The sequence below is a fragment of the Acidisoma silvae genome, from assembly GCF_020618775.1.
Taxonomy (GTDB): Bacteria; Pseudomonadota; Alphaproteobacteria; order Acetobacterales; family Acetobacteraceae; genus Acidisoma; species Acidisoma silvae.
Genome location: NZ_JAESVB010000007.1, coordinates 18,892 through 41,970, shown reverse-complemented (window position 1 = coordinate 41,970; position 23,079 = coordinate 18,892). Strand labels below are relative to the sequence as shown.

General features: G+C 64.4%; 23 protein-coding genes. 17 read left to right on the top strand and 6 right to left on the bottom strand.

Features of this window, described 5'->3' with window-relative positions:
- Positions 1 to 196 precede the first annotated feature (196 nt).
- From ASILVAE211_RS15655 to ASILVAE211_RS15630, 6 genes are all read left to right on the top strand, one after another.
- The gene (locus ASILVAE211_RS15655; protein ID WP_227322282.1) at positions 197 to 985 is read left to right on the top strand and encodes an SDR family oxidoreductase; all 789 of its coding nucleotides are present in this window, start codon (positions 197 to 199) and stop codon (positions 983 to 985) included.
- A 162-nt stretch (positions 986 to 1,147) separates the two neighbouring features.
- Positions 1,148 to 2,656 carry a sugar ABC transporter ATP-binding protein gene (locus tag ASILVAE211_RS15650; RefSeq protein WP_227322281.1) on the top strand — a complete coding sequence of 503 codons (1,509 nt, stop codon included), beginning with the start codon at positions 1,148 to 1,150 and terminating at the stop codon, positions 2,654 to 2,656.
- An 11-nt stretch (positions 2,657 to 2,667) separates the two neighbouring features.
- Positions 2,668 to 3,717 (top strand): ABC transporter permease, encoded by a 1,050-nt coding sequence (locus ASILVAE211_RS15645; RefSeq protein ID WP_227322280.1) that lies wholly within the window; start codon positions 2,668 to 2,670, stop codon positions 3,715 to 3,717.
- A 43-nt stretch (positions 3,718 to 3,760) separates the two neighbouring features.
- On the top strand, positions 3,761 to 4,870 hold the full coding sequence (locus ASILVAE211_RS15640; RefSeq protein ID WP_227322279.1) for a substrate-binding domain-containing protein: 1,110 nt from the start codon (positions 3,761 to 3,763) through the stop codon (positions 4,868 to 4,870).
- A 66-nt stretch (positions 4,871 to 4,936) separates the two neighbouring features.
- The gene (locus tag ASILVAE211_RS15635) at positions 4,937 to 5,842 is read left to right on the top strand and encodes an SMP-30/gluconolactonase/LRE family protein (protein WP_227322278.1); all 906 of its coding nucleotides are present in this window, start codon (positions 4,937 to 4,939) and stop codon (positions 5,840 to 5,842) included.
- Between the two features lie 31 nt (positions 5,843 to 5,873).
- Positions 5,874 to 6,905, top strand: coding sequence for a LacI family DNA-binding transcriptional regulator (locus tag ASILVAE211_RS15630; RefSeq protein WP_227322277.1), 1,032 nt, complete (start codon positions 5,874 to 5,876; stop codon positions 6,903 to 6,905).
- Between the two features lie 44 nt (positions 6,906 to 6,949).
- Here ASILVAE211_RS15630 and ASILVAE211_RS15625 read toward each other — a convergent pair whose 3' ends face one another.
- Positions 6,950 to 8,578, bottom strand: coding sequence for a GGDEF domain-containing protein (locus ASILVAE211_RS15625; protein WP_227322276.1), 1,629 nt, complete (start codon positions 8,576 to 8,578; stop codon positions 6,950 to 6,952).
- 287 nt (positions 8,579 to 8,865) lie between these two features.
- Between ASILVAE211_RS15625 and ASILVAE211_RS15620 the strand changes: the two genes are divergently transcribed.
- From ASILVAE211_RS15620 to ASILVAE211_RS15595, 6 genes are all read left to right on the top strand, one after another.
- Positions 8,866 to 9,906 (top strand): MBL fold metallo-hydrolase, encoded by a 1,041-nt coding sequence (locus ASILVAE211_RS15620; protein ID WP_227322275.1) that lies wholly within the window; start codon positions 8,866 to 8,868, stop codon positions 9,904 to 9,906.
- An 83-nt stretch (positions 9,907 to 9,989) separates the two neighbouring features.
- A complete protein-coding gene (locus ASILVAE211_RS15615) occupies positions 9,990 to 10,175 on the top strand; it encodes an AtzG-like protein (protein WP_227322274.1) in 186 nt (61 codons plus the stop codon).
- Between the two features lie 10 nt (positions 10,176 to 10,185).
- On the top strand, positions 10,186 to 11,589 hold the full coding sequence (locus ASILVAE211_RS15610; protein ID WP_227322273.1) for an AtzE family amidohydrolase: 1,404 nt from the start codon (positions 10,186 to 10,188) through the stop codon (positions 11,587 to 11,589).
- Between the two features lie 150 nt (positions 11,590 to 11,739).
- Positions 11,740 to 12,147 carry an oxalurate catabolism protein HpxZ gene (hpxZ, locus tag ASILVAE211_RS15605; RefSeq protein WP_227322272.1) on the top strand — a complete coding sequence of 136 codons (408 nt, stop codon included), beginning with the start codon at positions 11,740 to 11,742 and terminating at the stop codon, positions 12,145 to 12,147.
- Positions 12,148 to 12,160: 13 nt separating this feature from the next.
- Positions 12,161 to 13,051 carry a 2-dehydro-3-deoxygalactonokinase gene (locus ASILVAE211_RS15600; protein ID WP_227322271.1) on the top strand — a complete coding sequence of 297 codons (891 nt, stop codon included), beginning with the start codon at positions 12,161 to 12,163 and terminating at the stop codon, positions 13,049 to 13,051.
- Between the two features lie 18 nt (positions 13,052 to 13,069).
- Positions 13,070 to 13,687 carry a 2-dehydro-3-deoxy-6-phosphogalactonate aldolase gene (locus ASILVAE211_RS15595; protein WP_227322270.1) on the top strand — a complete coding sequence of 206 codons (618 nt, stop codon included), beginning with the start codon at positions 13,070 to 13,072 and terminating at the stop codon, positions 13,685 to 13,687.
- Here the strand turns inward: ASILVAE211_RS15595 and ASILVAE211_RS15590 are convergent, their stop codons facing one another.
- Entirely contained in the window at positions 13,688 to 14,578 is an 891-nt protein-coding gene (locus tag ASILVAE211_RS15590) for a LysR substrate-binding domain-containing protein (RefSeq protein ID WP_227322269.1), read from the bottom strand. It abuts the gene before it with no gap.
- A gap of 66 nt (positions 14,579 to 14,644) precedes the next feature.
- Here ASILVAE211_RS15590 and betC point away from each other — a divergent pair, with 66 nt between their 5' ends.
- Positions 14,645 to 16,195, top strand: coding sequence for a choline-sulfatase (gene betC, locus ASILVAE211_RS15585; RefSeq protein WP_227322268.1), 1,551 nt, complete (start codon positions 14,645 to 14,647; stop codon positions 16,193 to 16,195).
- A gap of 34 nt (positions 16,196 to 16,229) precedes the next feature.
- On the top strand, positions 16,230 to 16,358 hold the full coding sequence (locus ASILVAE211_RS26040; RefSeq protein WP_264478904.1) for a hypothetical protein: 129 nt from the start codon (positions 16,230 to 16,232) through the stop codon (positions 16,356 to 16,358).
- 15 nt (positions 16,359 to 16,373) lie between these two features.
- Here the strand turns inward: ASILVAE211_RS26040 and ASILVAE211_RS15580 are convergent, their stop codons facing one another.
- The 3 genes from ASILVAE211_RS15580 to ASILVAE211_RS15570 are packed head-to-tail and all read right to left on the bottom strand — an operon-like array spanning position 16,374 to position 19,112.
- Positions 16,374 to 17,402 (bottom strand): SAM-dependent methyltransferase, encoded by a 1,029-nt coding sequence (locus ASILVAE211_RS15580; RefSeq protein WP_227322267.1) that lies wholly within the window; start codon positions 17,400 to 17,402, stop codon positions 16,374 to 16,376.
- Positions 17,399 to 18,202 carry a DUF1295 domain-containing protein gene (locus tag ASILVAE211_RS15575; protein ID WP_227322266.1) on the bottom strand — a complete coding sequence of 268 codons (804 nt, stop codon included), beginning with the start codon at positions 18,200 to 18,202 and terminating at the stop codon, positions 17,399 to 17,401. Before ASILVAE211_RS15575 ends, ASILVAE211_RS15580 begins: the two co-directional genes overlap by 4 nt.
- A 7-nt stretch (positions 18,203 to 18,209) precedes the next feature.
- Positions 18,210 to 19,112, bottom strand: coding sequence for an alpha/beta hydrolase (locus tag ASILVAE211_RS15570; protein WP_227322265.1), 903 nt, complete (start codon positions 19,110 to 19,112; stop codon positions 18,210 to 18,212).
- Between the two features lie 165 nt (positions 19,113 to 19,277).
- On the opposite strand from ASILVAE211_RS15570, the gene ASILVAE211_RS15565 reads away from it, so the two are divergent.
- Genes ASILVAE211_RS15565 through ASILVAE211_RS15555 form a run of 3 tightly spaced genes read left to right on the top strand, consistent with a single transcriptional unit; the run spans position 19,278 to position 22,650 of the window.
- Entirely contained in the window at positions 19,278 to 20,651 is a 1,374-nt protein-coding gene (locus ASILVAE211_RS15565; RefSeq protein ID WP_227322264.1) for an NAD(P)/FAD-dependent oxidoreductase, read from the top strand.
- On the top strand, positions 20,648 to 21,430 hold the full coding sequence (locus ASILVAE211_RS15560) for a DUF1365 domain-containing protein (protein ID WP_227322263.1): 783 nt from the start codon (positions 20,648 to 20,650) through the stop codon (positions 21,428 to 21,430). The genes ASILVAE211_RS15565 and ASILVAE211_RS15560 overlap by 4 nt, the downstream gene beginning before the upstream one ends.
- A gap of 2 nt (positions 21,431 to 21,432) precedes the next feature.
- Entirely contained in the window at positions 21,433 to 22,650 is a 1,218-nt protein-coding gene (locus ASILVAE211_RS15555) for an SAM-dependent methyltransferase (RefSeq protein ID WP_227322262.1), read from the top strand.
- On the opposite strand, the gene ASILVAE211_RS15550 is transcribed toward ASILVAE211_RS15555, so the two are convergent.
- Positions 22,651 to 23,043, bottom strand: a complete 393-nt coding sequence (locus tag ASILVAE211_RS15550; protein ID WP_227322261.1) for a PRC-barrel domain-containing protein — start codon at positions 23,041 to 23,043, stop codon at positions 22,651 to 22,653. It abuts the gene before it with no gap.
- Positions 23,044 to 23,079 lie beyond the last annotated feature (36 nt).

The following is a 23,079-nucleotide window of genomic DNA, read 5'->3' as shown; positions in this document are numbered from 1 at the left end:
GCTCGAAAGCCTGAGACTGTAACAGTCGCCCATTTTCGCCGGTGTGAGAAGGTGCCGATCCTGTCGCGCCGCTGACTAACGCGTGAGACGGGCGGAAATCGCCGGTTTTTTGGCGCTTCTCTGGACGCCATGCTTTGCTTGACAGTAAAATGGTTATCGCTAACATGCCGGCCCCAAGCGCCGCGCAAGATGGGCCGTGAAGACTGGATTGGGGAATAGTTTGAATCTGTTCGACCTCACGGGGCGCATCGCGCTCGTCACCGGTTCCAGCAAGGGGATCGGCTTCGCCATTGCGGAAGCGCTGGCCGAAGCGGGGGCTCATGTCGTGCTCAATGGCCGCGATTATGATGCGTTGATCCGTGCCAAGGCCGATCTGGCGGAGCGGCGCGGCTTCCAGGTCGCGATCAAGGGCTTTGATGTGACCGATCCGGCGGCGGTGACAGCAGCCGTCGCTGATATCGAGGCCGAGATTGGCCCGATCGACATCCTGTTCAATAATGCCGGTATGCAGCATCGCACGCCGCTGCACGAATTTCCGCTGGAAGCCTGGGTCAAGATCACGACCGTCAATCTCGACAGCGTCTTTTTCGTGGGCCAGGCGGTGGCGAAGCACATGATTCCGCGCGGGCGCGGCAAGATCATCAATGTCTGTTCGGTGCAAAGCGAACTCGCCCGTCCCGGCATCGCGCCCTATACCGCGACCAAGGGCGCGGTGAAGATGCTGACCAAGGGCATGGCGACCGACTGGGGCAAGTTCGGTTTGCAGGTCAACGGTCTGGGGCCCGGCTATTTCCGCACGGAGTTGAATCAGGCGCTGGTCGATGACCCGGCCTTTTCCGGCTGGCTGGCGACCCGCACGCCGGCAGGCCGCTGGGGCGAGGTCGCTGAACTGGGTGGCGCGGCCGTCTTTCTCGCCTCCGCCGCGTCAAGCTTCGTCAACGGCCATATTCTGTATGTCGATGGCGGTATTACCGCCAGCCTTTAGGATCTGTCGCGTTTTCATTGAAGCAGCGTCATTCCCGACGGGTGAGGATAAGACTGTCTGAATAAACGCTGAAGCCGGCATCACCTTCACAAAGACGAGATGCCGGCCGCTAAAAAGAGCCTTGCGCAGAACGAGGGGCAAAAGCCCCCGAAGGAGGCCGTGATGGGTGGAGAGGGCAAGCTGCGGTTTGACGGTGTCGTCAAAACCTTTGGCGGCACGCATGCCTTGAAAGGCGTCAGCTTCGATGTGCCGCGCGGCGATGTCGTGGCGCTGCTGGGCGAAAACGGTGCCGGAAAATCGACTTTGATCAAGATCCTGGGCGGCATCGTCCGCGCGGATGAAGGCACCGTCTCCATCGATGGCGTGCCTTACCGTCATCGCGTGCAAAGCGCGGGCGGCGCTGGTCATCGCGTCGCCTTCATTCATCAGGATCTTGGCCTCATCGAATGGATGACGGTCGCGGAAAACATGAGCCTGGCGGAAGGCTTTGCCGCCAAGCCGTCTCTATTTGGAGCTATAGACTGGAAGCGCACGGAGACGCGCGCGGCGGAAGCGCTCGCCCGCATCGGTTGCGATATCGACCCCGGCAGCCGTGTCCATAGCCTCAGCCGCACGGAAAAGTCGCTCGTCGCCATCGCCCGCGCGCTGGTGGTCGATTGCGACTTCCTGGTGCTGGACGAGCCGACCGCCAGCCTGCCGGCGAATGAGGTGGAGCGGCTGTTCACGGCCATTCGCACGCTGAAGGCGCGGGGCGTCGGCATGATCTATGTCTCGCACCGGCTGGATGAGATTTTCCGCATTGCCGATCATGTCGTCGTCATGCGTGACGGCGCGCTGATCGGGCAGAAGCCGGTTGTGGAGACAAATCCGGATGAGCTGATTTCCTGGATCGTCGGACGCAGCAATCTCAGCCTGTTCCAGAAGGCGCCGTTGCGCGAAGGGCCGACGCGGCTGGCGGTCCGCCGGCTGACCACGCCCCATGCCGGGCCGGTCGATTTCGATCTGCGCGAGGGCGAATTGCTGGGCCTCGTCGGCCTGCGTGGCGCGGGGCAGGAGGAAGTGGGTCGTGCGCTGTTCGGCACCCTGCCGCATCGCGGGGACATTCTGCTGGACGGTGCGGCGCCTGACCTGTCCTCCACCCGCGCGGCCTTGCAGGCCGGCATCGGCCTGATGGCGCGGGACCGCGCCGAGGAATCGATCGCGCCCAGCCTCTCCATTCGGGAAAATGCCTTTCTCAATCCCGGCGCGGCGGGCAGGGGGCTGTTTCAGCCGCTGTCGCCGCGCGCCGAGGCCGAGGCCGCGCGCAAGCTGGGCGCCTCGGTCGGTCTGTCGCCGAACGATCCCGATCTCGCCATCGAAGGGCTGTCGGGCGGCAATCAGCAGAAGGTCGTGGTTGGGCGCTGGCTGGCGACGGGCCGGAAGCTGCTCATCGCGGAAGACCCCACGGCCGGCGTCGATGTTGGCGCCAAGGCAGAAATCTACCGGCTGATCGCCCGCGCGCTGGATGCCGGGCTCGCCGTTCTCGTCGTCTCCACCGATTTCGAGGAGATCGCCCATATCTGCCACCGCGCGCTGGTCTTCAATCGTGGACAGATCATCGCCGAACTCAAGGACAACGCGCTGACGACGGAGGCTTTGATCGCGGCTGCCTCCGCATCCGAAGCCGCATAAGGAAACGACACATGGCGATCAATTCCGTGCGCTCCGATGCGCTGGAGCCGACGGCCAGGGAACTGGCGGGGGCAAGCTTGCGCGAAAAAGCAACGCGGCTGCTGCCGGTCTATGGCCTGCCGCTGCTCATGCTGGCGCTGATTCTGCTGTTCTCGATCCTGCTGCCCGACACCTTTCCGACCATGCTCAATCTGCGTTCGATCATCGCCGACAAGGCCATCATCGCGCTGCTGTCTCTGGCCGCGATGATCCCCATGGTTTCCGGCAAGATCGACCTGACGGTCGGCTACGGCATCGTGCTGTGGCATATTCTGGCGATCAGTCTGCAGGTGAATTACGGCGTCAGCTGGCCGGTCGCGGTGCTGGTCGTCATTGCCCTCTCGGCCTTCGTCGGATTGCTGAACGGCCTGCTGGTTGAAGTCGCGCGCATCGACAGTTTCATCGCGACGCTCGGCACCGGCACCGTCCTCTATGCCCTGGCGCTGTGGCATACGGGCGGGGAGCAGGTGGTGGGCGTGCTGCCGCGCGGCTTTCTGGCGCTCAACGCCACCCGCATCGCGCATCTGCCGATTACCGGTTTCTACGTTCTGGGTTTGGCTTTCCTGCTCTGGTTCATTCTCGAACATCTGCCGATCGGCCGCTATCTTTATGCCATCGGCGCCAATCCGAAATCGGCTGCGCTGAACGGCATTCCCGTGCAGCGCTATACGATCGGCGCTTTCGTCGCTTCCGGCCTGCTGACCGGTGTCGCCGGCGTGCTGTTGGCGTCGAAACTCCGCATCGGTCAGGCCAGCGTCGGGCTGGAATATCTTCTGCCCGCGCTGGTCGGCGCCTTTCTGGGCTCCACCACCATCAAGCCCGGCCGCGTCAATGTCTGGGGCACCATCGTCGGTGTCGCCATCCTGGCCATCGGCATTGCCGGCATCCAGCAATTCGGCGGCTCTTTCTGGGTGGAGCCGATGTTCAACGGTGTCACACTGCTGATCGCGATCGGCATCGCGGGCTATGCGCAAAGGCGGCGCGGGGCGGCCAAGCTGCGGCCGAAATCCGCCCAATCCTGACTCGGTAACGACAAAAACAATAAAAGCAAAAGGGAGTGCCTTGATGACCTTGCATCGGACAATGATGGCGAGTGCCGCGATCGTCCTGGGGCTGGCGACGGCGGCCACCAGTGTGGCCCGCGCCGATACCATGGCGGACGCCAAGGCCTTCCTCGCCAAATATGCGAGCCATGTCACGACCTGGGACGGTCCCACCACCGGACCCAAGGCCGTCAAGGGCAAGTCCGTCGTGGTGGTGGCGGGCGACATGAAGAATGGCGGCATCCTGGGGGCCACAAAAGGCTTTCAGGAAGCGGCCAAGCTGCTCGACTGGAATGTTCGTGTCATTGACGGCGCCGGCACCGTCTCGGGCCGCACCTCGGCCTTCAGCCAGGCGCTGGCGCTGAAGCCGGATGGCATCGTGCTGGAAGGGTTTGACCCGATCGAGCAGCGGCCCGGTCTGCAGGCGGCGCAGGCGGCCAATATTCCGATCGTCGCCTGGCATGCGAGCCCGAAGGTCGGGCCGATTGCCGGCACCGATGTGCGCGTGAATGTCTCGACGGATGCCATGCTGGTGGCCGAGGCCGCCGCCGACTGGGCCTATATCGACGCGAACGGCAAGCCTGCCGTGGTCGTCTTCACGGACGGCCAATATCAGATCGCGGTCGCCAAGGCGAAGGAGATGGAGCGGATCATCAAGGCCATGGGCGGCAAGGTTCTGGCCTATGAGGATACGCCGATTGCCGACACATCCACGCGCATGCCGCAGCTGACCACGTCGCTGCTCCAGAAGTTCGGCGCGAAATGGACGCATAGCCTCGCCATCAACGACATCTATTTCGACTTCATGGGGCCGTCCCTGGAAGATGCCGGGGTGGACGGCACCGGCAATCCGAAATCCGTCGCGGCGGGGGACGGGTCACGTTCGGCCTATGAGCGTATCCGCGCCGGCCAGTATCAGTCTGTCACCGTGGCCGAGCCGCTGACCCTGCAAGGCTGGCAATTGGTGGATGAGATGAACCGCGCTTTCGCGGGCCAGCCCTGGTCCGGCTATGTCGCGCCCTTCCATGTCGTGACCCAGGCCAATATTGCCTATGACGGCGGACCGCAGGATAATTTCGACCCGGATAACGGTTACCGGGACCATTACAAGGCGATCTGGGGCGTGCAATAACACCATCCAGACAGGCCCGGCCGCGGGGAATGACGCGGCCGGGGCAAAAATAAATGAGGACGTTCCATGACCTATGAGATTCTGGACCCGCGTTTCAACAAGCTGATCTTCGGGCCCGCGCGGCTGGAGAAGCTGCATACCGGCATGCGCTGGGCGGAAGGGCCGGTCTATGTGCCGGCCGCGAAAAGCCTGCTCTGGTCCGATATTCCCAATAACCGGCTGATGCGTTTCGATGAGACCGACAGTTCCGTCAGCGTTTTCGAATATCCCTGCGGCAATCAGAACGGCCATACGCTGGATCATCAGGGGCGCGTGATTGCCTGCGAACATAGCGGCCGCCGCGTTTCCCGTCTGGAGCATGACGGCACCTGGACCAACCTGGTCGATAATTTCCAGGGCAAGCGTCTCAATTCGCCGAACGATGCCATTGTCAAAAGCGACGGCAGCATCTGGTTCACCGACCCGACCTACGGCATCGACACCGAATATGAGGGTGACGCGGCGGAATCCGAAATCGGCAGTTCGGATGTCTATCGTCTGGACCCTGAGACGGGTGAGATGACGATGGTGGTGAGCGATCTTCTGAAGCCCAACGGCCTTGCCTTCTCACCGAAGGAAGATTTGCTCTATATCGCCGATACCGGGTTTTCGCATGACCCGCTCTGCACGCCCAAGATCGTCACCTATACGGTGGCAACCGACGGCCGCTCGGTCAGCCGCAAGGATGTCTTCGCGACGATGGAGGGGGGGCTGTATGATGGTTTCCGCGTCGACCGCAGCGGCAATATCTGGACCTCGGCCGGTGAAGCCGTTGCCATCTATGCGCCGGACGGCGTCATGATCGGCCGCATTCCCATCGGCGAGATCGTGGCCAATGTCACCTTCGGCGGCCCCAAGCGCAACCGGCTGTACATCACCGCGCAGACCTCGCTTTATTCCATCTTCGTCAATGCCCATCCCGCCGGCTCCTGATAGCGCGGACGAATTGACGGGGGGGGAGGCGGTGTCGCACCGCTTCCCCCGTTCCGCGCCGAAGATGACGGATGTCGCGAAACGGGCCGGCGTTTCCGCCATGACCGTGTCGCGGGCTTTGAAAGCCGATGGTGCGGTTTCCGACAGAACCAGACTGCGCATTCTGCAAGCCGTCGATGAACTGGGCTATGTGCTGGACCAGACGGCCGGCACCTTGTCGTCCAAACGCTCCGGCTTCGTCGCGGCGCTGATCCCCTCGCTCAACAATTCCAATTTCTCCGATACCGCGCGGGGGATGGAGCGCGCGCTGGAGCAGAGCGGCCTGCAATTGCTGCTGGGCGCGACCGATTATGTGCAGGAGAAGGAGGAGCGTCTGGCCGAGGCCATGCTGCGCCGCCGCCCGGAAGGCATCATCGTCACGGGCGGGGAGCATTCGCCCAAGCTGCGCCGGCTGTTGCAGGGCGCGGGCGTGCCGGTGGTGGAAACCTGGGACTTGCCCACCGATCCTATCGAGCATGTCGTCGGTTTTTCGAATACGGGTGCCATGCGGGCGCTGGTGCAGCGTCTGTATGCGCTTGGCTATCGCGAGATCGGTTTTCTGGGCGGCGCCAGTCCGCGCGACAGTCGCGGCCGGGCGCGCTGCCGGGGCTATAAGGCGGCGGTGGCCGAACTCGGCCTGCCGGCTGACCGCATCGTCGCCTTCGGCGAGGCGCCGAGCAGCATGGACCATGGCAGTGCCGCCATGGCGCAGTTGATGGCGCATTGGCCGAAGGTGGATGCGGTGGTCTGCGTCTCCGATCTTGTGGCCTTTGGCGCGCTGATGGAATGCCAGCGGCGCGGCTGGGCCGTGCCGGGCCGGATCGCCCTGGCGGGTTTCGGGGATTTTGAAGTGGCGCGCTGTAGCCATCCGCGCCTGACGACCGTATCGGTCGATTCCACCGGCATCGGCATGACAGCCGGCGCGCTGCTATGGCGCGCGATCGAGGCCTCGCGCACCGGCACGCGCCTTGCCGCCGAGCGGCACGTCATTCCGTATGACATCATCGAGCGGGAGACGACATGAGCAGAAAACTGAATTCCATCTAACGCCAGCTTTTAGATGCTTTATCAACCATCCGCCACGACGCTGTTTCTGCCGCCGCGTTTGGCGCGATACAGGCGGGCATCGGCCAGCGCCAGGCGGGCGTGGTCATCGGGCGCTTCGCATGCCATGGCAAGGCCGATGCTGGCCGTCACGCGCAGCCCGGCCGCGATACCACCCCAATCATAAGCTTCAAGGCTGGTCCTGAATTCCTCGCAGACGGCCTGTGCGTCCGCCTCGCTTTCGGTCATCAGGATGGCGCAAAATTCCTCCCCGCCCAGACGGATCGCAAACCCGCTCATGGTAAGATGGTTGGACAGGATGCCGTGCATCATCGACCCCACGGTCTTGATGACGGCATCGCCCACCAGATGCGAAAACCGGTCATTGATGCTTTTGAAATGATCCAGATCCAGGATCGACATGGCATAGGGCGTATGGCGGCTGTTCAGCTCCGCCGTCACGGCCTTCATCCGCCGCCGATTACCGATGCCGGTCAGCGGGTCTTCGAGGCTGGCCTTGAGAAGCTGCTCGGCTTCCGCCTGCAAATCGGCATGGACTTTGGTGAGCGAGGCGATGCGTTCGCGTTCGACCGCGATGGCCGCGCGCAATTCATCGACCTGATCGCGCATCAGCGCCGAGCGCAGATGGCCGCCGCTGCGCTTGTCGCCCAGTTGCTGCGACAAGGCCTGAAACCGCTGCTGCTCATGATAGGCGCTTTTGAAGTCTCCAGACTGGGCAAGCGCCCTTGCCAGATAGTCGGAGGAGAATACCGCCAGTTCTATGAACGGATAGGCGATATAGGCCTCGATCGCGCGTTGCAGAGACGCGATCCCGCCGGCCAGGTCGCCACGAGCGATCTGTAGCAGGTTGGTGACATGCATCAGATGAACGGCGCCGCGCGCGCTGGCGTTTTCCGGGTGAAACGCGGTCTCCCGCATCACCGCTTCCGCCTGGTCCGGTCTGCCGGCCATCAGCAGGAATTCGATGAGATTGAAGCCGGCGAGGCGGCACATCTCGCCGTCATCATGGGCTGCGGCCAGCCGACAGGCGCGTTCGCTCTGTCTGATCGCGTGTTCCAGAAAGCCTTTCTTTTCGTCATCGGTGCCTGACCCGAGCCGGTACAGATAATCCGCATGGATGGAACCGTCATTGATCAGCGCATGGGCGAGCGCTTCGCTGTCGCCGGACTGTTCCGCGAGCGCGATGGCTTCCCGCGCCAGATCAACGCCGGCATCATTGATGCCGAGCGGCGAGCAGATGATGGCCAGCATCGTGAGGGCGATCGATTGCGGCAGTGCCGCGCCGGTAGATCGCGCAATGCGCACGGCGGCGGTTGCCTCGTCGGCCGCTTTGACCAGATCATGCCCCTCGCACAGAACCCTGGCGTGATAGGCCCGCGCGACGGATTCCCGGACCGGGTCTTGCAAGGCGCAGCAGAGATCTATGGCATCGGCCGCCACCGCTTCGGCGGCGGCGTGCTGGCCCTGGTGGAATTTGATCCAGACCAGCCGGGTCAGCGCGTCCGCGCGGATCTGGGGGGAGACCGTATCGTCGTCCAGCAATAAGGACGCCGAGGCCTGCGCCTGATTCTGCAACCCCAGCCGGGACAGGCGGTGGCATTGGGCCAGAACGTCATCGTCACGCAGTGACACGTCGGGTTTGATCTCCCATCCCGTCTGAAGACCTAACGCCTTCTTTTCGGTGACAAAAAGCCGGCCTTATTGCTTTAACCCGGTCGTTTTGTCCGGTCTTTGCCAAATCGTCATGGATGGCGGTGCGGGCGATGACGATCGCGTGAGACGTGCGGGCTGCGAGGGCAGTCTGCCGTCACGTTAAACATCGGACAGACAAGCCGCTGTCAGATCAGCCCCTATGGCGTCCGCGCCTTAACCGCCTACATAATGCGAGGCTACCCTCGACCTGAGAGAGATACCGCCTCTTGACGCCTCCGCCCGCCTATCCCGTTTCCGATCATTTCGACGGCACGATTTTCTTCAATCCGCCCTCCTCGGCGGCGGAGCATATTCCGCCGGTCGTCTTGCCCCCCGCCTTTGAAGCCAACGGCAAGCCGCGGAAGCGCGGCGGGCTGATCAGCATCCTGCGCTGGCGCTTTCGGGAGGATCGGCAGCCCTGGCCGGTGCTGCCGCCGGACCCGGCGCCGAGCGGCGACCCCAATCGCCTGCCGCCGCCGGGCGCGGTCTCCGTCACCTTCATCGGCCATAGCAGCTTCCTGATCCGCCTGCCGAACCTGACCATTCTGACAGACCCGGTCTTCAGCGACCGCTGCTCCCCGGTATCCTGGGCGGGGCCGAAGCGCGCGCGACCGCCGGGCCGTCTGTTCCGCGACCTGCCCCGGGTCGATCTGCTGCTGCTGTCGCATAACCACTACGACCATATGGATTTGCCCAGCCTGCGCGAGATTCGCCGGCGCGATAACCCGGCGGTCATCACGCCGCTCGGCAATGCCCGGCATCTGGCGAAGGCCGGTTTGCGGCAGGTGACGGAACTCGACTGGTGGGGGGAGACGCGGCTGACCGACGGCACCAGCGTGACGGTCACGCCGGCCCGGCATTTCTCGGCCCGCACGCTCTGGGATCGCGGGCATAGCCTATGGGGCGGCTTCATGCTGAAGGCCGGCCGGCATCAGATCCTGTTCGCCGGGGATTCCGGCCATGGCACGCATTGGGCCGAAATCGGCCGGCGCCTGGGTGCGCCGGACCTCGCTCTGCTGCCCATCGGCGCCTATGACCCGCGCCACATCATGGCCCAGGTCCATGTCAATCCGGCCGAGGCCGTGGCCGCCCATGTTGCCATGGGCGCGCGCCAGTCGATAGGCATGCATTTCGGCACCTTCAAGCTGACGGATGAGCCGATCGACGCGCCGCCCAGGGACATGGCGGCGGCGCGGGCAGCGGCGGGTCTGGCGGATGATGCCTTCGTCACGCTCGGCTTCGGCGAAACGCGGCTCTTTTCGTTCTAGCGCATTTTCATTGATCGGATGACTGGCGGCGCTGGGCCGGCTCGGGCAAGCTCTGGTCCTGACGCTGTTCAGGAGATCCGGGCATGGAAGACGCCACCGATATCGCGGCCTATGTGCGCGCCGCCGCGGCCTTGCAGGGATTGGGCCTGGACGAGGCCGAGCTTGCCCGTGTGACGGCAGCCTTCACGCTCGTCACCCGCTTCGCTGAGCCCGTGCTGGCCTGGCCGGTGGATGCGGCGGTCGAACCCGCGCTTGTCTTCCAGCCCTGAGGTGCCGCGCATGAGCCTCATCACCCAATCCGCCGTCGATATCGCACGCGAGATCAAAAGCGGCGCGATCTCTGCCACCGAAGTCGCGCAGGCGGCCCTTGCTCGCGCCCAGGCGTTGGACCCCAAGGTCAATGCCTTTACCAAAATTACCGAGGCGCGCGCCTTGGCCGATGCGGCGGCCGTGGACGCTTCCATCGCACGCGGCGAGGATATCGGCCCGCTGGCCGGCGTGCCCTATGCGGTCAAAAACCTGTTCGACATCGAGGGTATCACGACCCTCGCCGGATCGAAGATCGAGGCGGACAATGCGCCGGCCGAGGCTGATTGCTTCGCCGTCGCGCAGCTGAAGGCCGCCGGCGGGGTCTGCATCGGCGCGCTGAATATGGACGAATACGCCTACGGCTTCACGACCGAAAACACCCATTACGGCCCATCCCGCAATCCGCATGATCTGGCGCGGAGCGCGGGCGGGTCTTCCGGCGGCTCCGGTGCCGCTGTCGCCGCCGGCATCGTGCCGATCACGCTCGGCACGGATACCAATGGGTCCATCCGCGTGCCGGCCAGCCTGAACGGCATTTTCGGCCTCAAACCCACTTACGGCCGCCTCAGCCGCGCCGGCTCCATCGCCTTCGTGCCGAGCCTGGATCATATCGGCCCCTTCGCGCGCACGGTGGCTGACCTCGCCATCGCCTATGACGTCATGCAGGGGCGGGACGCGCAGGATGCCGGGCAGGTGTCGCGTGCGGCGGAGCCTGTCACGGCAGCGCTGGACCATGGCATCGATGGGCTCCGCTTCGGCCGTCTGGGCGGGTATTTCGACCAGCCGTTGAGTGACGCCGCGCGCTCTGCGGTGGGGCGGGTCAGCGCGGCGCTGAAGGCCGCGACTGTCGCTTCGCCCGAGATTACCGCCGCCGGCCGCTCGGCCGCTTTCGTCATCACCGGCGTGGAGGGCGCGGGCCAGCACCGCGCGCATTTGCGTCAGCGGCGGGCGGATATGGAACCCCTTTCGCGGGATCGCCTGCTGGCGGGCGCGCTCATCCCGGCCGAATGGTATCAGCATGCGCTGAAGGTGCGCGCTCTGTGGCGCGCCGCCATGGCCGAGCTGTTCCGGGATTATGACGTGCTGATCGCGCCGGCGACCGCCGTGCCGGCCCAGCCGATCGGGCAGGAAATGCTGGAACTGGGCGGGCAGACCATGCCGCTGCGCCCGGCCTTCGGCCTGTTCACCCAGCCCATCACCTGTATCGGCCTGCCGGTTCTGGCCGTGCCCTTGCAGAATGCGGAAGGCAAACTGCCCATCGGCGTGCAGCTGATCGCGGCCCCCTGGCGGGAAGACCTGCTGGTGCGGACGGCGGCGGCCTTGGAAGCGCAGGGCCTGTGCCGCGCCCCCATCGCCCCGGCTTTTCAGGACTAGCCCGCCTGGTCATGCCGCGGGCGGCCCCGCCTGGCTTCATGCCGGGCATCTACCCGTCAGGGCGCCGCGACGGGTAGATCCGCGCAACAAGTGCGCGGATGACGTCATATTAGGCCGGGGTAAAACGATGTTTAAGGCTAGGAATAGACGATGACGGAGACCAACAAACCGGCGCCGCAGGCCGAACTGACTGCCGCCTTCGAGCGGTATGAGGTGGCACTCGTCACCAATGACGTCGATACGCTGACCGAACTCTTCTGGGATAGTGCGGAGACCATCCGCTATGGTGGCGGTGAGAACCTGCACGGCGCGGCGGAAATCCGTGCCTTCCGCCAGGGGCGCGGCACGGGTGACCTGGACCGCGATCTGGCGCGCACCGTCATCACCACCTTCGGCGATGATTTCGGCACCGCGAGCACGCTGTTCCGCCGCCGGTCAACCGGGAAAACGGGCCGGCAGATGCAGACCTGGGTAAAGCTCGACGGCCATTGGCGGATCGTCGCCGCTCATGTTTCGATACTCGACTTTCCGTTCCCGGAAACCGAACCGCGCGCTTAAGGACGTTGTCTCAATGATTGGTGTTGACTGGGGCACGAGCAGCTTTCGCGCCTATCGCATCGGCCCGAACGGCCAGGTGCTGGATAAGGCCTCGGCCCATTCCGGCATCATGTTCGTGGAGAACGGGCGTTTTGCGGATGTGCTGCGCCGCACGATCCAGCCCTGGGTGAATGGCGGGGAACGCCGGGTGCTGCTGTCGGGCATGATCGGCAGCCGCCAGGGCTGGGTGGAAGCGCCGTACGCCCATTGCCCGGCCGGTGCCGCCGATCTGGCCTCGGCCACCATTCCCGTGACCTATGACGGGGCCGAGGTTCGCATCATTCCCGGTGTCACCACCGAGGACGCCGGCGTGCCGGAAGTGATGCGTGGCGAGGAGACGCAGATCATCGGCGCGCTCGCCGAATTCGGCGACAGCGGCGTCGCCTGCATGCCGGGCAGCCATTCCAAATGGGTGAAGATCGGAGGCGGGCGGATCACTGGCTTCTCCACCTATATGACGGGTGAAAGTTTCGCGGCGCTGAGCGGCCATACCATCCTGGGGCGGATGATGAAGGTGGATGCACCGGCCGATCCGGCGGCTTTGCGTCAGGGCCTTGCCCGCAGCGGTGATGCCGGCGGCCTGCTGCGCCATCTGTTCGGGGTGCGCACGCTGGGCCTGTTCGATCGCCTGTCCGAGGTCTCGGCCGCGTCCTATCTCTCGGGCCTGCTGCTGGGCCATGAAGTGCGCGCGGCCTTGGCCGCGCATCAGAATGCGGGGCCGGTCGTGCTGATCGGCGACCCGAAACTCTGCGGCCTCTATGCCGACGCCATCGCCTTCTGCGGCGGTCAGGCGCGAGGGCTGGATTATGAGGCGGCGCCCGCCGGGCTGCATCGCATCGGGCAGGCCGTGGCCTGGGCCGCCTGAGACAAGGAAGACAGTGCTATGAAGCAATGGTTCGCTAAATGCCCGTTGATTTCCATTCTGCGCGGCGTGCGCCCGGATGAGGTCATCCCCATCGTGGCGGCTCTGGAAGCCGCCGGGGTCGCTATTGTCGAAGTGCCGCTGAATTCCCCGCAGCCGCTGGAAAGCATCAAGCTGATTGCCGACAATTTCGGCGACCGCATGCTGGTCGGTGCCGGTACGGTGATGACGCCGGATCAGGTGCGCGAGATCGCGGGTGTCGGCGGCAAGCTGATCGTGACGCCCCATGCCGATCCGGAAATCGTGCGCACGGCCAAGGGCCTGGGCATGCTGGCGGCGCCGGGCTTCTTCACCCCGGCCGAGGCTTTCAGCCTGCTCAAGGCCGGGGCCGATTGCCTCAAGATTTTCCCGGCCGAGGCCTTCAATCCGGCCGCGCTGAAAGGCATCCGCGCCGTTCTGCCGCCCGGCACGATGGTGGTGCCGGTGGGCGGCATGACGGCCGAGACCATTCCCGAATGGACGGCGGCCGGTGCCGCCGGTTTCGGCATCGCGTCGGCCATCTACAAGGTGGGCGATACCGCCGAAATCGTCGGCCAGAAGGCAGCGGCGCTGGTCGCGTCCCTGCGCAAGGCGGCATGATCAGACAGGCAGCAGCCAGCGGCGGAAGCCGGCGACAGCCGGCTTTTCTGCTGGCAGGCGGGCCGTGAGCAGCCGATAGGCGCGCGTCGTCGTCAGCGCGGCCTCCGTCATCGGCACCAGACTGCCGGCGGCCAAATGCCGGGCCAGCAGCGGCTGCCAGCCGAGGGCGGCGCCCTGGCCCAGCATCGCGGCTTCCACCACCAGCGGATAGGTATTCAGGTGCAGCATCGGCGCCCGCGCCGGGCGCGGTGCCTGGCCGGTGGCCGTGAACCATTCCGACCAGCCCATCCAGCGGCCGGGCTCCGGCGCGTCGAGCTCCAGCAACGGCAGCCTTGCCCAATCGAGGCCGCCGCCCGCGCGCTGATGCCGCGCCAGAAAGGCTGGGCTGCACACCGGCACCACGGTTTCATGAAACAGCAATTCGCCGCCGACATCCGCCGGGCCGAAGGCAATGGTGACGTCGCTATCCGCCAGTGCGGCGCGCGGCGTCTGATGGCCGGTGATCAGCCGCACCTCCACCCCCGGCAGCGCGGCATTCAGGCTTTCCAGCCTTGGCATCAGCCAGAAGGTCGCGAAACCGAAATCGGTCGCGATGGTCAGCGTCGGCACGCGGCCGGCGCTGCGCAAATCGTCAAGCGTGCTCTCGATCAGATCGAAGCCACGGGCCAGGGCCGCTTGCAGCCTGACCCCGGCCTCGGTCAGTGCCACGCCGCGATGCAGGCGGCGGAACAGCGGCTGGCCGATGAAGCGCTCCAGCGCCGCCACATGCTGGCTGACGGCGGCCTGGCTCTGGCCGATCTGCCGGGCGGCGAGGCTGAAATTCCCGGCCGTCGCGGCCGCCTCGAAGGCGAGCAGGGCGGGCAGGGGCGGAAGGGCGCGTGGGTTTGCCATAAGTCAGTCTGATAGCACCATAAGGCCGCAGCGGCTTCACGCTTTTGCCGTAAAGCGCGATTAGTCATGGCGATGCAGAAGGGACTGAGCGTGACCCAGCGGCCGAATATTCTTATCCTGATGGCGGACCAGATGACGGCGGGCGCATTGCCGGCCTATGGCAATACCGTCGCCAAGACACCGCATCTGGACCGTCTGGCCGCCGAAGGCGTGATCTTCGACGCTGCCTATTGCAATAGCCCGCTCTGCGCGCCGTCGCGCGCCATCCTCATGAGCGGGCGCCTGCCGTCCTCAACCGGCGCTTATGACAATGCGGTGGAATTCCCCTCCCAATCGCCGACCTTCGCGCATTACCTGCGCGCCGCCGGCTATCGCACCATCCTCGCCGGCAAGATGCATTTCTGCGGACCCGACCAGCTGCACGGGTTCGAGGAGCGGCTGACGACCGATATCTACCCGGCCGATTTCGGCTGGACGCCGGACTGGACACATTTCGACACGCGTCTGGATTGGTACCACAACATGGACAGCGTCACCCAGGCCGGGCGTTGCGTGCGCACCAATCAGATGGATTTCGATGACGAGGTGGGCTTCGCCGCACGCCAGAAGATTTATGACATGGCGCGCGACAAGGACGATCGGCCTTTCTGCATGATCGTCTCGATGACGCATCCGCATGATCCTTTCACCATGGCCGATCCCTATTGGTCCCGCTACGCGGAGGCCGAGATCGACATGCCGAAGGTGGATGCGGCGGCGGCCGGTAATGATCCCCATGCCGATCGTCTGCGCCACGTCTGTGCGCAGGATGCGCAGACCATTACCGAGCAGAATGTGCGCGACGCACGCCACGCCTATTACGCTGCCTGCTCCTATTTCGACGACCATGTCGGCAGCATCATGGGTGCGCTACGCGACAGCGAATTCGCGGATAATACGATCACCATCGTCATTGCCGACCACGGCGAAATGCTGGGCGAGCGTGGTCTGTGGTTCAAAATGAATTTCTATGAGGGCGCGTCCCGCATCCCGCTCATCATGCATGCGCCGGGCCGCTTTCAGCCGCATCGCGTGGCAGCTCCCGTGTCGCTCGTCGATATCCTGCCGACGCTGGCCGCTGTCGCGGGCGGCGGGCAGGAGCCCGATTACGCGACCGATCATGACGGGCGCAGCCTGCTGCCCTATGCCATGGGCGCGGATGATGCGGGCGACGTGATCGGCGAATACTGTGCGGAGGGCGTGGTGGCACCCATGGTCATGATCCGGCGCGGGGTTCTGAAATACATCCATTGCCCGACCGATCCCGATCGCTTCTACGATCTTTCCAAAGACCCGCTGGAACTGGACAATATCGCGGCGCGTGATCCGGACGATGCGCGGCTTGTCGCGATGCGGGCGGAAGCGGCAACGCGCTGGGATCTGCCCAGCCTGCACGCCCAGGTTCTGGCCAGCCAGAAGCGGCGGCATCTGGTGTCCCGAGCCCTGCAAAAAGGACAGCAGACCTCTTGGGATTTTCAGCCTGTGCGCGACGCTAGCCAGATGTATATGCGCAACCATATGAAGCTGGACGACCTCGAAGCCATGGCGCGCTTTCCGCCCGTAGCTGCGAGAGACTGAAGAAAGCTAAAGACCGAAAAGGCAGGAGGCAGAGATGGCTGAACCGATCAAATCACAGCCCGCGCGCGGATCGGCTTTCCGACCTGCGAGCATGCTGGTGGCGCTCGTGGTCAGCCTGCTTCTGCTGGTTTTGTTCCATTTCATGGTCAACCCGCATTTTTGAGCCTGCCGGCCGGTCTTAGACGACCGGCCGCAGACGGTAATGCGTGACACCCCATTCCGCGCCGCCGGCATGGCCGAACAGGCCGGCTGTCGCCAGGAAAAACAGCCGCCAGCGGCGTTCCCAAACAGCGGTATCGCGCCCATAGACGGGTGACAGAATACGGCGAATACCGGTCCTATTCGCATCGAAATTGCGCAGCCAGGCTTCCGCCGTGCGCTGGTAATGGCGACCGTCCCATTGCCATTCCTGCTCCACCGTAAACAGGTCCGGGAAGCAGCCCATCAGGTCGCGGCTGGGCATGATGCCGCCGGTGAAGAAATGCTGCGCTATCCAATCCGCCTTGTCGTTGAGGTCGAAGCGGTAGGGGGCCAGCCGGTGGGTGAAGATATGGATCATTGCCAGGCCATTGGGGCGCAGCCAGTCCCGCATGCCGGAAAGAAGCGGCCGCCAATTGGCCATATGCTCGAACATCTCCACCGAAACGATGCGGTCGAACCGCCCGGCCGGTTTGAAATCGTTCATATCGGCGGTGATGACGCGGATATTGTTCAGGCCGCGTGAGCGGGCTTCCGCCTCGATATGGGCGCGCTGAGAGGCCGAGTTGGAAACGGCGGTGACGCGAGAGTCTGAAAAGCGCTCGGCCATGAACAGGGTGAGTGACCCCCAGCCGCAGCCGAGTTCCAGAATATCCTGCCCCTGGGCGATGCCGGCATGGTCGACCGTTGCCTGCAAGGCGAGGATTTCGGCGGCGCCCAAAGTCTCGCGCCCGGTTTCATAGAAGCAGGACGAATATTTGCGGCGCGGTCCCAGCACGGTGCCGAAAAAGGCGGCCGGCACCTCGTAATGCTGGGCATTAGCGGCGTCCGTATGCTGGGCGATGGGAAAATCAGCCATATCGGCCGCGAACTGCCCATTTGCACCGGCCTGCGTCGCCAGCTTCTGCCGCGTGCGCTCCACCATCATGCTGATGCCCATGCGCGACAGCGCGTCAGGGATGGGAAAGCGCTCGGCCGTCGCGGCGGCAAGGGTCGCAAATGCGGTCATGAACGGGCTTTCCTTGGCGGCAAAGGCAGGAATTTGGAGACGCGGCTTTGATAGTCGCGAAAAGCGTCGCCACGGGAGCGCAGCATATGTTCCTCGGTCGGCGGAATGCCGGAGGCATGGACGAGAACCAGATACATCACGACAGGACCGGCCCAGGCGAGCGCGCCCCAGGGAAAGGACAAACCGCTGATGGCGAAGAGCGCATAGGCGACCCAGATCAGCCATTCGAAAAAGTAGTTCGGATGGCGCGACCAGCCCCATAGCCCGGCCTCGCAGATCTTGCCCTTGTTCGCGGGATTGGCGGCGAAACGCGCAACCTCGCGGTCGGCCAGGGCTTCCCCGATGATGGAGCAGCCAGCGATGATGATCGCCAGAATATCGAGCAGGCCGAGGCCGGGGGCGGGGTTACGCCCGGCCAGCATGATGAACATGGCAAGAATGAAAACGCTGACGGCCTGCATTTGCAGGAAAGCCGGCATCTTCCACTGATAGGACGCGCCCCAGCTTTCCTTCAGCTTGGCATAGCGCGGATCGTCCCGGCCCTTCAGCGCGCGTTGCAGCAGATGTGCTCCCAGCCGCAAGGCCCAAAGCGCGGCAATCACTGCGACGAGGCCTTGGCGCGCCGTCATCGGGCCGTGACCCGATAGCGGCCATAGGGCCAGCGCGATGCCGGCCGCGCCCGTGCCAAAAGTCCAGGCGACATCGACCCAGGTGCTATTGCCGCTGGATTGCTGCACGCGCCAGGCGATCAGCATCAGCAGGCTGCAACAGAGAAGCGTGACGAAAAGAAGAAGCGCCATGAAAGCCTTACGTGGGCTGAGCCTGCCCAGATGCGATGCCGTGCAGGAAGGCGACGCTGTCGGGCAAAGTCGGCGCCAGAAAGCGGAAGGGCTGGCCCATGGCGCCGATGATCTCCCGGTGATCGATCCCCGGATAGAGCTTGGATGAGACCGGGCCGCCGGCGTCCTTGATGCGCGCGGCCAGGTGCTGGGTATTGCGTGGCAGGACAGTGACGTCCTTGGTGCCGGCCAGCAGCAGCATCGGCGCGTTGTGGCCATCGACATGGTTGATCGGCTGGGTTTCGGGCGCGGTCGGGAAGCCAAAGATCGTCTTCAGTTCCGCGCTTTGCAGCGGCAGGAAATCATAGGGGCCGGCAATGCCCACCGTGCCGGCCGGCATCAGCCGGCTTTGCGCGGCGCGCAGATAGGTGGGGTCCAGCGCCAGCATCGCCGCGTTATAGGCACCGGCGGAATGGCCCATCAGCATTTGCGTGTCGCTGCCGCCCCATTGGCGGCTATGAGCCGCCGTCCAAGCGAAGGCGAGGGCGCAATCCTCCAGAAATGTCGGGTAGCGGACCTGCGGATACAGCCGGTAATCGGGAATGACAGTGATGAAGCCTTTTGCCGCCAGTGCGCCGCCGACGAAGCGGTACATGGTTTTCGATCCGCTGTCCCAGCCGCCGCCGTAATAGAAGACGACGACCGGCGCCGGGGCCTTCAACCCGTCCGGCACATAGATATCCAGCCTCTGGCGCGGGTCGGGGCCATAGGCAATATCCTCGGCCGCGCGCCGGCGTGGCGCCAGACCGTTGAGCACACCCAAAGGTGAACAGGCGGTTGCCGCCAGACCGAGCAGGCCCAGCCCAAATACAGAGCGGGTCACGCCGCGCCGCGTGATGCACGGTTCAGGATTGGGCAATTCATTCCGCATATTATCCCGACAGCTTTCGTCCGTTCGCGTGCAATGAAGCGTCTCATCTGCCTGCGCGCGAGCGGCGATCCGGCAAGGCAGCCGCCTGCATCCGTGCCGCTTTTCCCTGCGTATGGAACAGGTTGGAGCATCGCAGGGTGCCGACAGGGTGGATGGGGTCAAAACATGTCTATCACTGCCGCCGAAACGAAGGCCGAGCGTTTGAATATCGCCGTGGTTGGCTCGGGCATCGCCGGCCTTTCGGCTGCCTGGCTGCTCAGCCAGCGTCATGACGTGACCCTGTACGAGGCCGATGACCGGCTGGGCGGCCATAGCAATACCGTGCGGGTGCCAAGCCCCACCGGGCCGCTCGGCATCGATACCGGCTTCATCGTCTATAACGAGCAGACCTATCCGAATCTGACGGCGTTGTTCCAGCATCTGGATGTGCCGACGGAAGCTTCCGACATGTCTTTCGCGGTGTCGAAGGATGATGGCGGCTTCGAATATGCGGGGCGCGATCTGCCCGGGCTTTTCGCCCAGCCGCGCAATATCCTACGGCCGCGCTTCTGGTCCATGCTGCGCGATCTTTGGCGCTTCTATCGGGAGGCCCCGCGCGACATCGACATGATCGAGCGGCAGGGCATGACGCTCGGCGCCTATCTCGATCTGCGCGGCTATGGCGCGGCTTTCCGCGACGATCATCTTCTGCCCATGGCCTCCGCCATCTGGTCCACGCCGACGGACGGCATCGCGCATTATCCGGCCGGTGCCTTTCTGCGCTTCTGCGTCAATCACGGGCTTTTGCAGATCGCCCGCCGCCCGATCTGGCGCACGGTTACCCGCGGGTCGGCTGCCTATGTCTTCAAGCTCGTCTCGGGCATTTCGGGGCGCATCTACAAAAATCGCCCGATCCGTCGGGTGGAGCGCTTGGGCGGTCGTGTCAAAATCTGGGATATGGGCGGAGAGAGTGCCGAGCATGACCATGTCGTTATCGCGACCCACGCGCATCAGGCGCTGGCCATGCTGGCCGACGCGGATGACCGCGAGCGCGATCTGCTCGGCGCTTTCGGCACCACCCGCAACCTGGCCGTGCTGCATACCGACCGCAGCCTGATGCCCAAGCGCAAGCTTGCCTGGTCATCCTGGAATTTCGTTGAAACAGAGGGCGTCGGTGCGCCGCCGCCTTATCTGACCTATTGGATGAACCGGCTACAGAATCTGCCGGCACCCACGGATTATTTCGTCACCATCAACCCGTCGCATCCGCCCAAGGCAGGCAGCATCCTGCATACGGAGAGTTATGCGCATCCGCTGTTCGACGCGCGCACGGCAGCGGCGCAGCGGCAGCTATGGGATATCCAGGGGCGGGGCGGCGTCTGGTTCTGCGGCGCCTGGTTCGGCGCCGGCTTTCATGAGGATGGATTGCAGGCCGGGCTCGCCGTGGCCGAAGCGCTGGGCGGCGTGCGCCGGCCTTGGCAGGTCGCCGATGAATCCGGGCGCATCTTCCTGTCGCAGGAGGCGGCTGAGATCAGCGCGCGGCGGACGCTTGACGCATGACATGGCAATCCGCCCTTTATCCCGGCGTCGTCATGCACCGGCGCTATCATCCCGCCCGGCATGACCTGCGTTACCGCATCTTCTCGATCCTGATTGATCTCGATGAGATGCAAAGCCTGTCATCCAAGCTGCGCCTGTTTTCCGTCGGCCGCTTCAATCTGGTGAGCTTTTTCGAGCGCGATCATGGTGACGGCCGCGCGCAGGGTTTGCGCGACTGGGTGCGGGATCAATGTGCAGCCGCCGGCATCGATGCGTCCGGCGCGATCCGCCTGCTCTGCATGCCGCGTGTGCTGGGTCATGCCTTCAATCCGCTCAGCGTCTTTTTTTGTCATGACGCGGCGGGCGCGCTGCGCGGCATTCTGTACCAGGTCAACAACACCTTCGGGCAGCGCCATTCCTATCTGATCGGGGTGGAAAATCCGGAAAGCCGCAGCATCCGCCAGGCCACGCGCAAAGTGTTTCATGTCTCGCCCTTCATGCCGATGGACATGGAATACCGCTTTCGCGTGCTGCCACCGGGCAAGCGCCTGTCGGTCGTCATCGACGGCATGGGCGCGGTGGGCGGCGCAACCGGCAAGGTCATCACCGCCGGCCTGTCGGGACAGCGCGTGGAACTGACGGACGCCGCCCTGCTCGGCGCGGTTCTGAAATCGCCCGCGCTGGGCTTGAAGGTTATCGCCGGCATCCATTGGGAAGCTTTGAAACTCTGGCGCAAGAAGGTGGGGTTCTATCCCAAGCCCGCACCGCCCGCGCACACCGTTACAATCGTGACAGGCTGATTATGTCCAGTTTTGCGGCCTCTGCCTCCATTCCCTTCGCACCCGGTGCTCTGCTTGGGCGCGTCATCCTGGCGAAGCTGTTGCGACGGCTGGCGCTTGGCCGGCTGGTCGTGCGCCTGCCCGGCGGCACTGAATTGGTCGGCCAAGGCGCCGAGCCCGGCCCGGAAGCGGTTCTGGCGCTGCATAGCTGGCGGCCTTTGCTGAAACTGGCCTTGCGCGGCGATGTCGGCTTCGCGGAATCCTATATGGACGGGGATTGGCACAGTCCGGACCTGCCGGTGTTGATCGAACTCGCCGCACGGAACCAGACGGCTCTGGGCAATTCTCTGGATGGTTCCTGGCTGACCCGCAGCCTCAACCGCCTGCGCCATGGCCGCCACGCCAATACCAAGCTCGGCGCGCGCCGCAATATCATGGCGCATTACGATCTCGGCAATGACTTCTACCGCCGTTGGCTGGACGACGGCATGACCTATTCCTCAGCGCTCTACGGCAGGAACGCGCAGACGCTGGAACAGGCACAGACCGTGAAGCAGGACCGCATCCTGTCGCTGCTCGATATCGAGGGCGGGGAAGAGGTGCTGGAAATCGGCTGTGGCTGGGGCGGCCTGGCGCAGCGGCTGGTGGCGCGCGGATGCCATGTCACCGGGCTGACACTGTCGCCCGCGCAATTGGACTATGCGCGCGAACGTCTCGCCTTTTCCGTGCAGGCCGGGCAGGCGGATTTGCGTTTGCAGGATTACCGCGATGTCGAGGGGCAGTTTGACCGCATCGTTTCCATCGAAATGCTGGAAGCCGTAGGCCGCGACTATTGGCCGGCTTATTTCCAGCGGTTGCAGGACTGTCTGGCACCCGGCGGGACAGCCGTTTTACAGGTCATCTCAATTTCGGAAGAAAAATTCGAGGCCTATCTGCGCGTGCCGGATTTCATTCAGCTCTATGTCTTTCCGGGCGGCATGCTGCCCACCATTCCCATCATGCAGGATGAAATCAGCCGCGCCGGCCTGCGCCTGGAAGGATTGGAAACCTTCGGGTTGAGCTATGCCGAAACTTTGGCGGAATGGCGCCGCCGCTTTCACGCGGCCGGGCCGGTGCTGCGCGCTGAAGGCATGGATGACGCCTTCAGCCGCCGCTGGGATTATTATCTCGCCTATTGCGAGGCGGGTTTCCGCGCCGGCGCCATCGATGTCGGGCTGTACCGCATCACCAAGCCGCTCTGATCAGCGGATCGGCTCGGCACCCAGCCCGGCATCGCCGCCGCCGTAATAGCTGTCGACGGCTTGGCTTTGGCCGCCGGACCATGTGCCGATGTGATCGGCATCGTAATGCGGCGCGCCTTCAAGCTGGGCGCGGCTGCGGTCGATCACATAGCCGCCCCGTTCGGTGTCATAGCGCAATTGCGGCCAGGGCAGCGGATGGTAGCGGTCGCCGATACCCAGGAACCCACCGAAGCTCAGCACGGCATAATCTGTCTGGCCCGAAACCTTGTCGATGACGATGTCAAAGACATGGCCAAGCTTTGTGCCGGCCGTGTCGTAGACCGTGGTGCCGTTGACCTGGCTTGCCGCGATCTTATCGCCGCCTGGATCGCGCGGCATGTCGATGCTGGCCATAACCGTCTCCTGTCGCGGCTGAATGCCGCTATGATG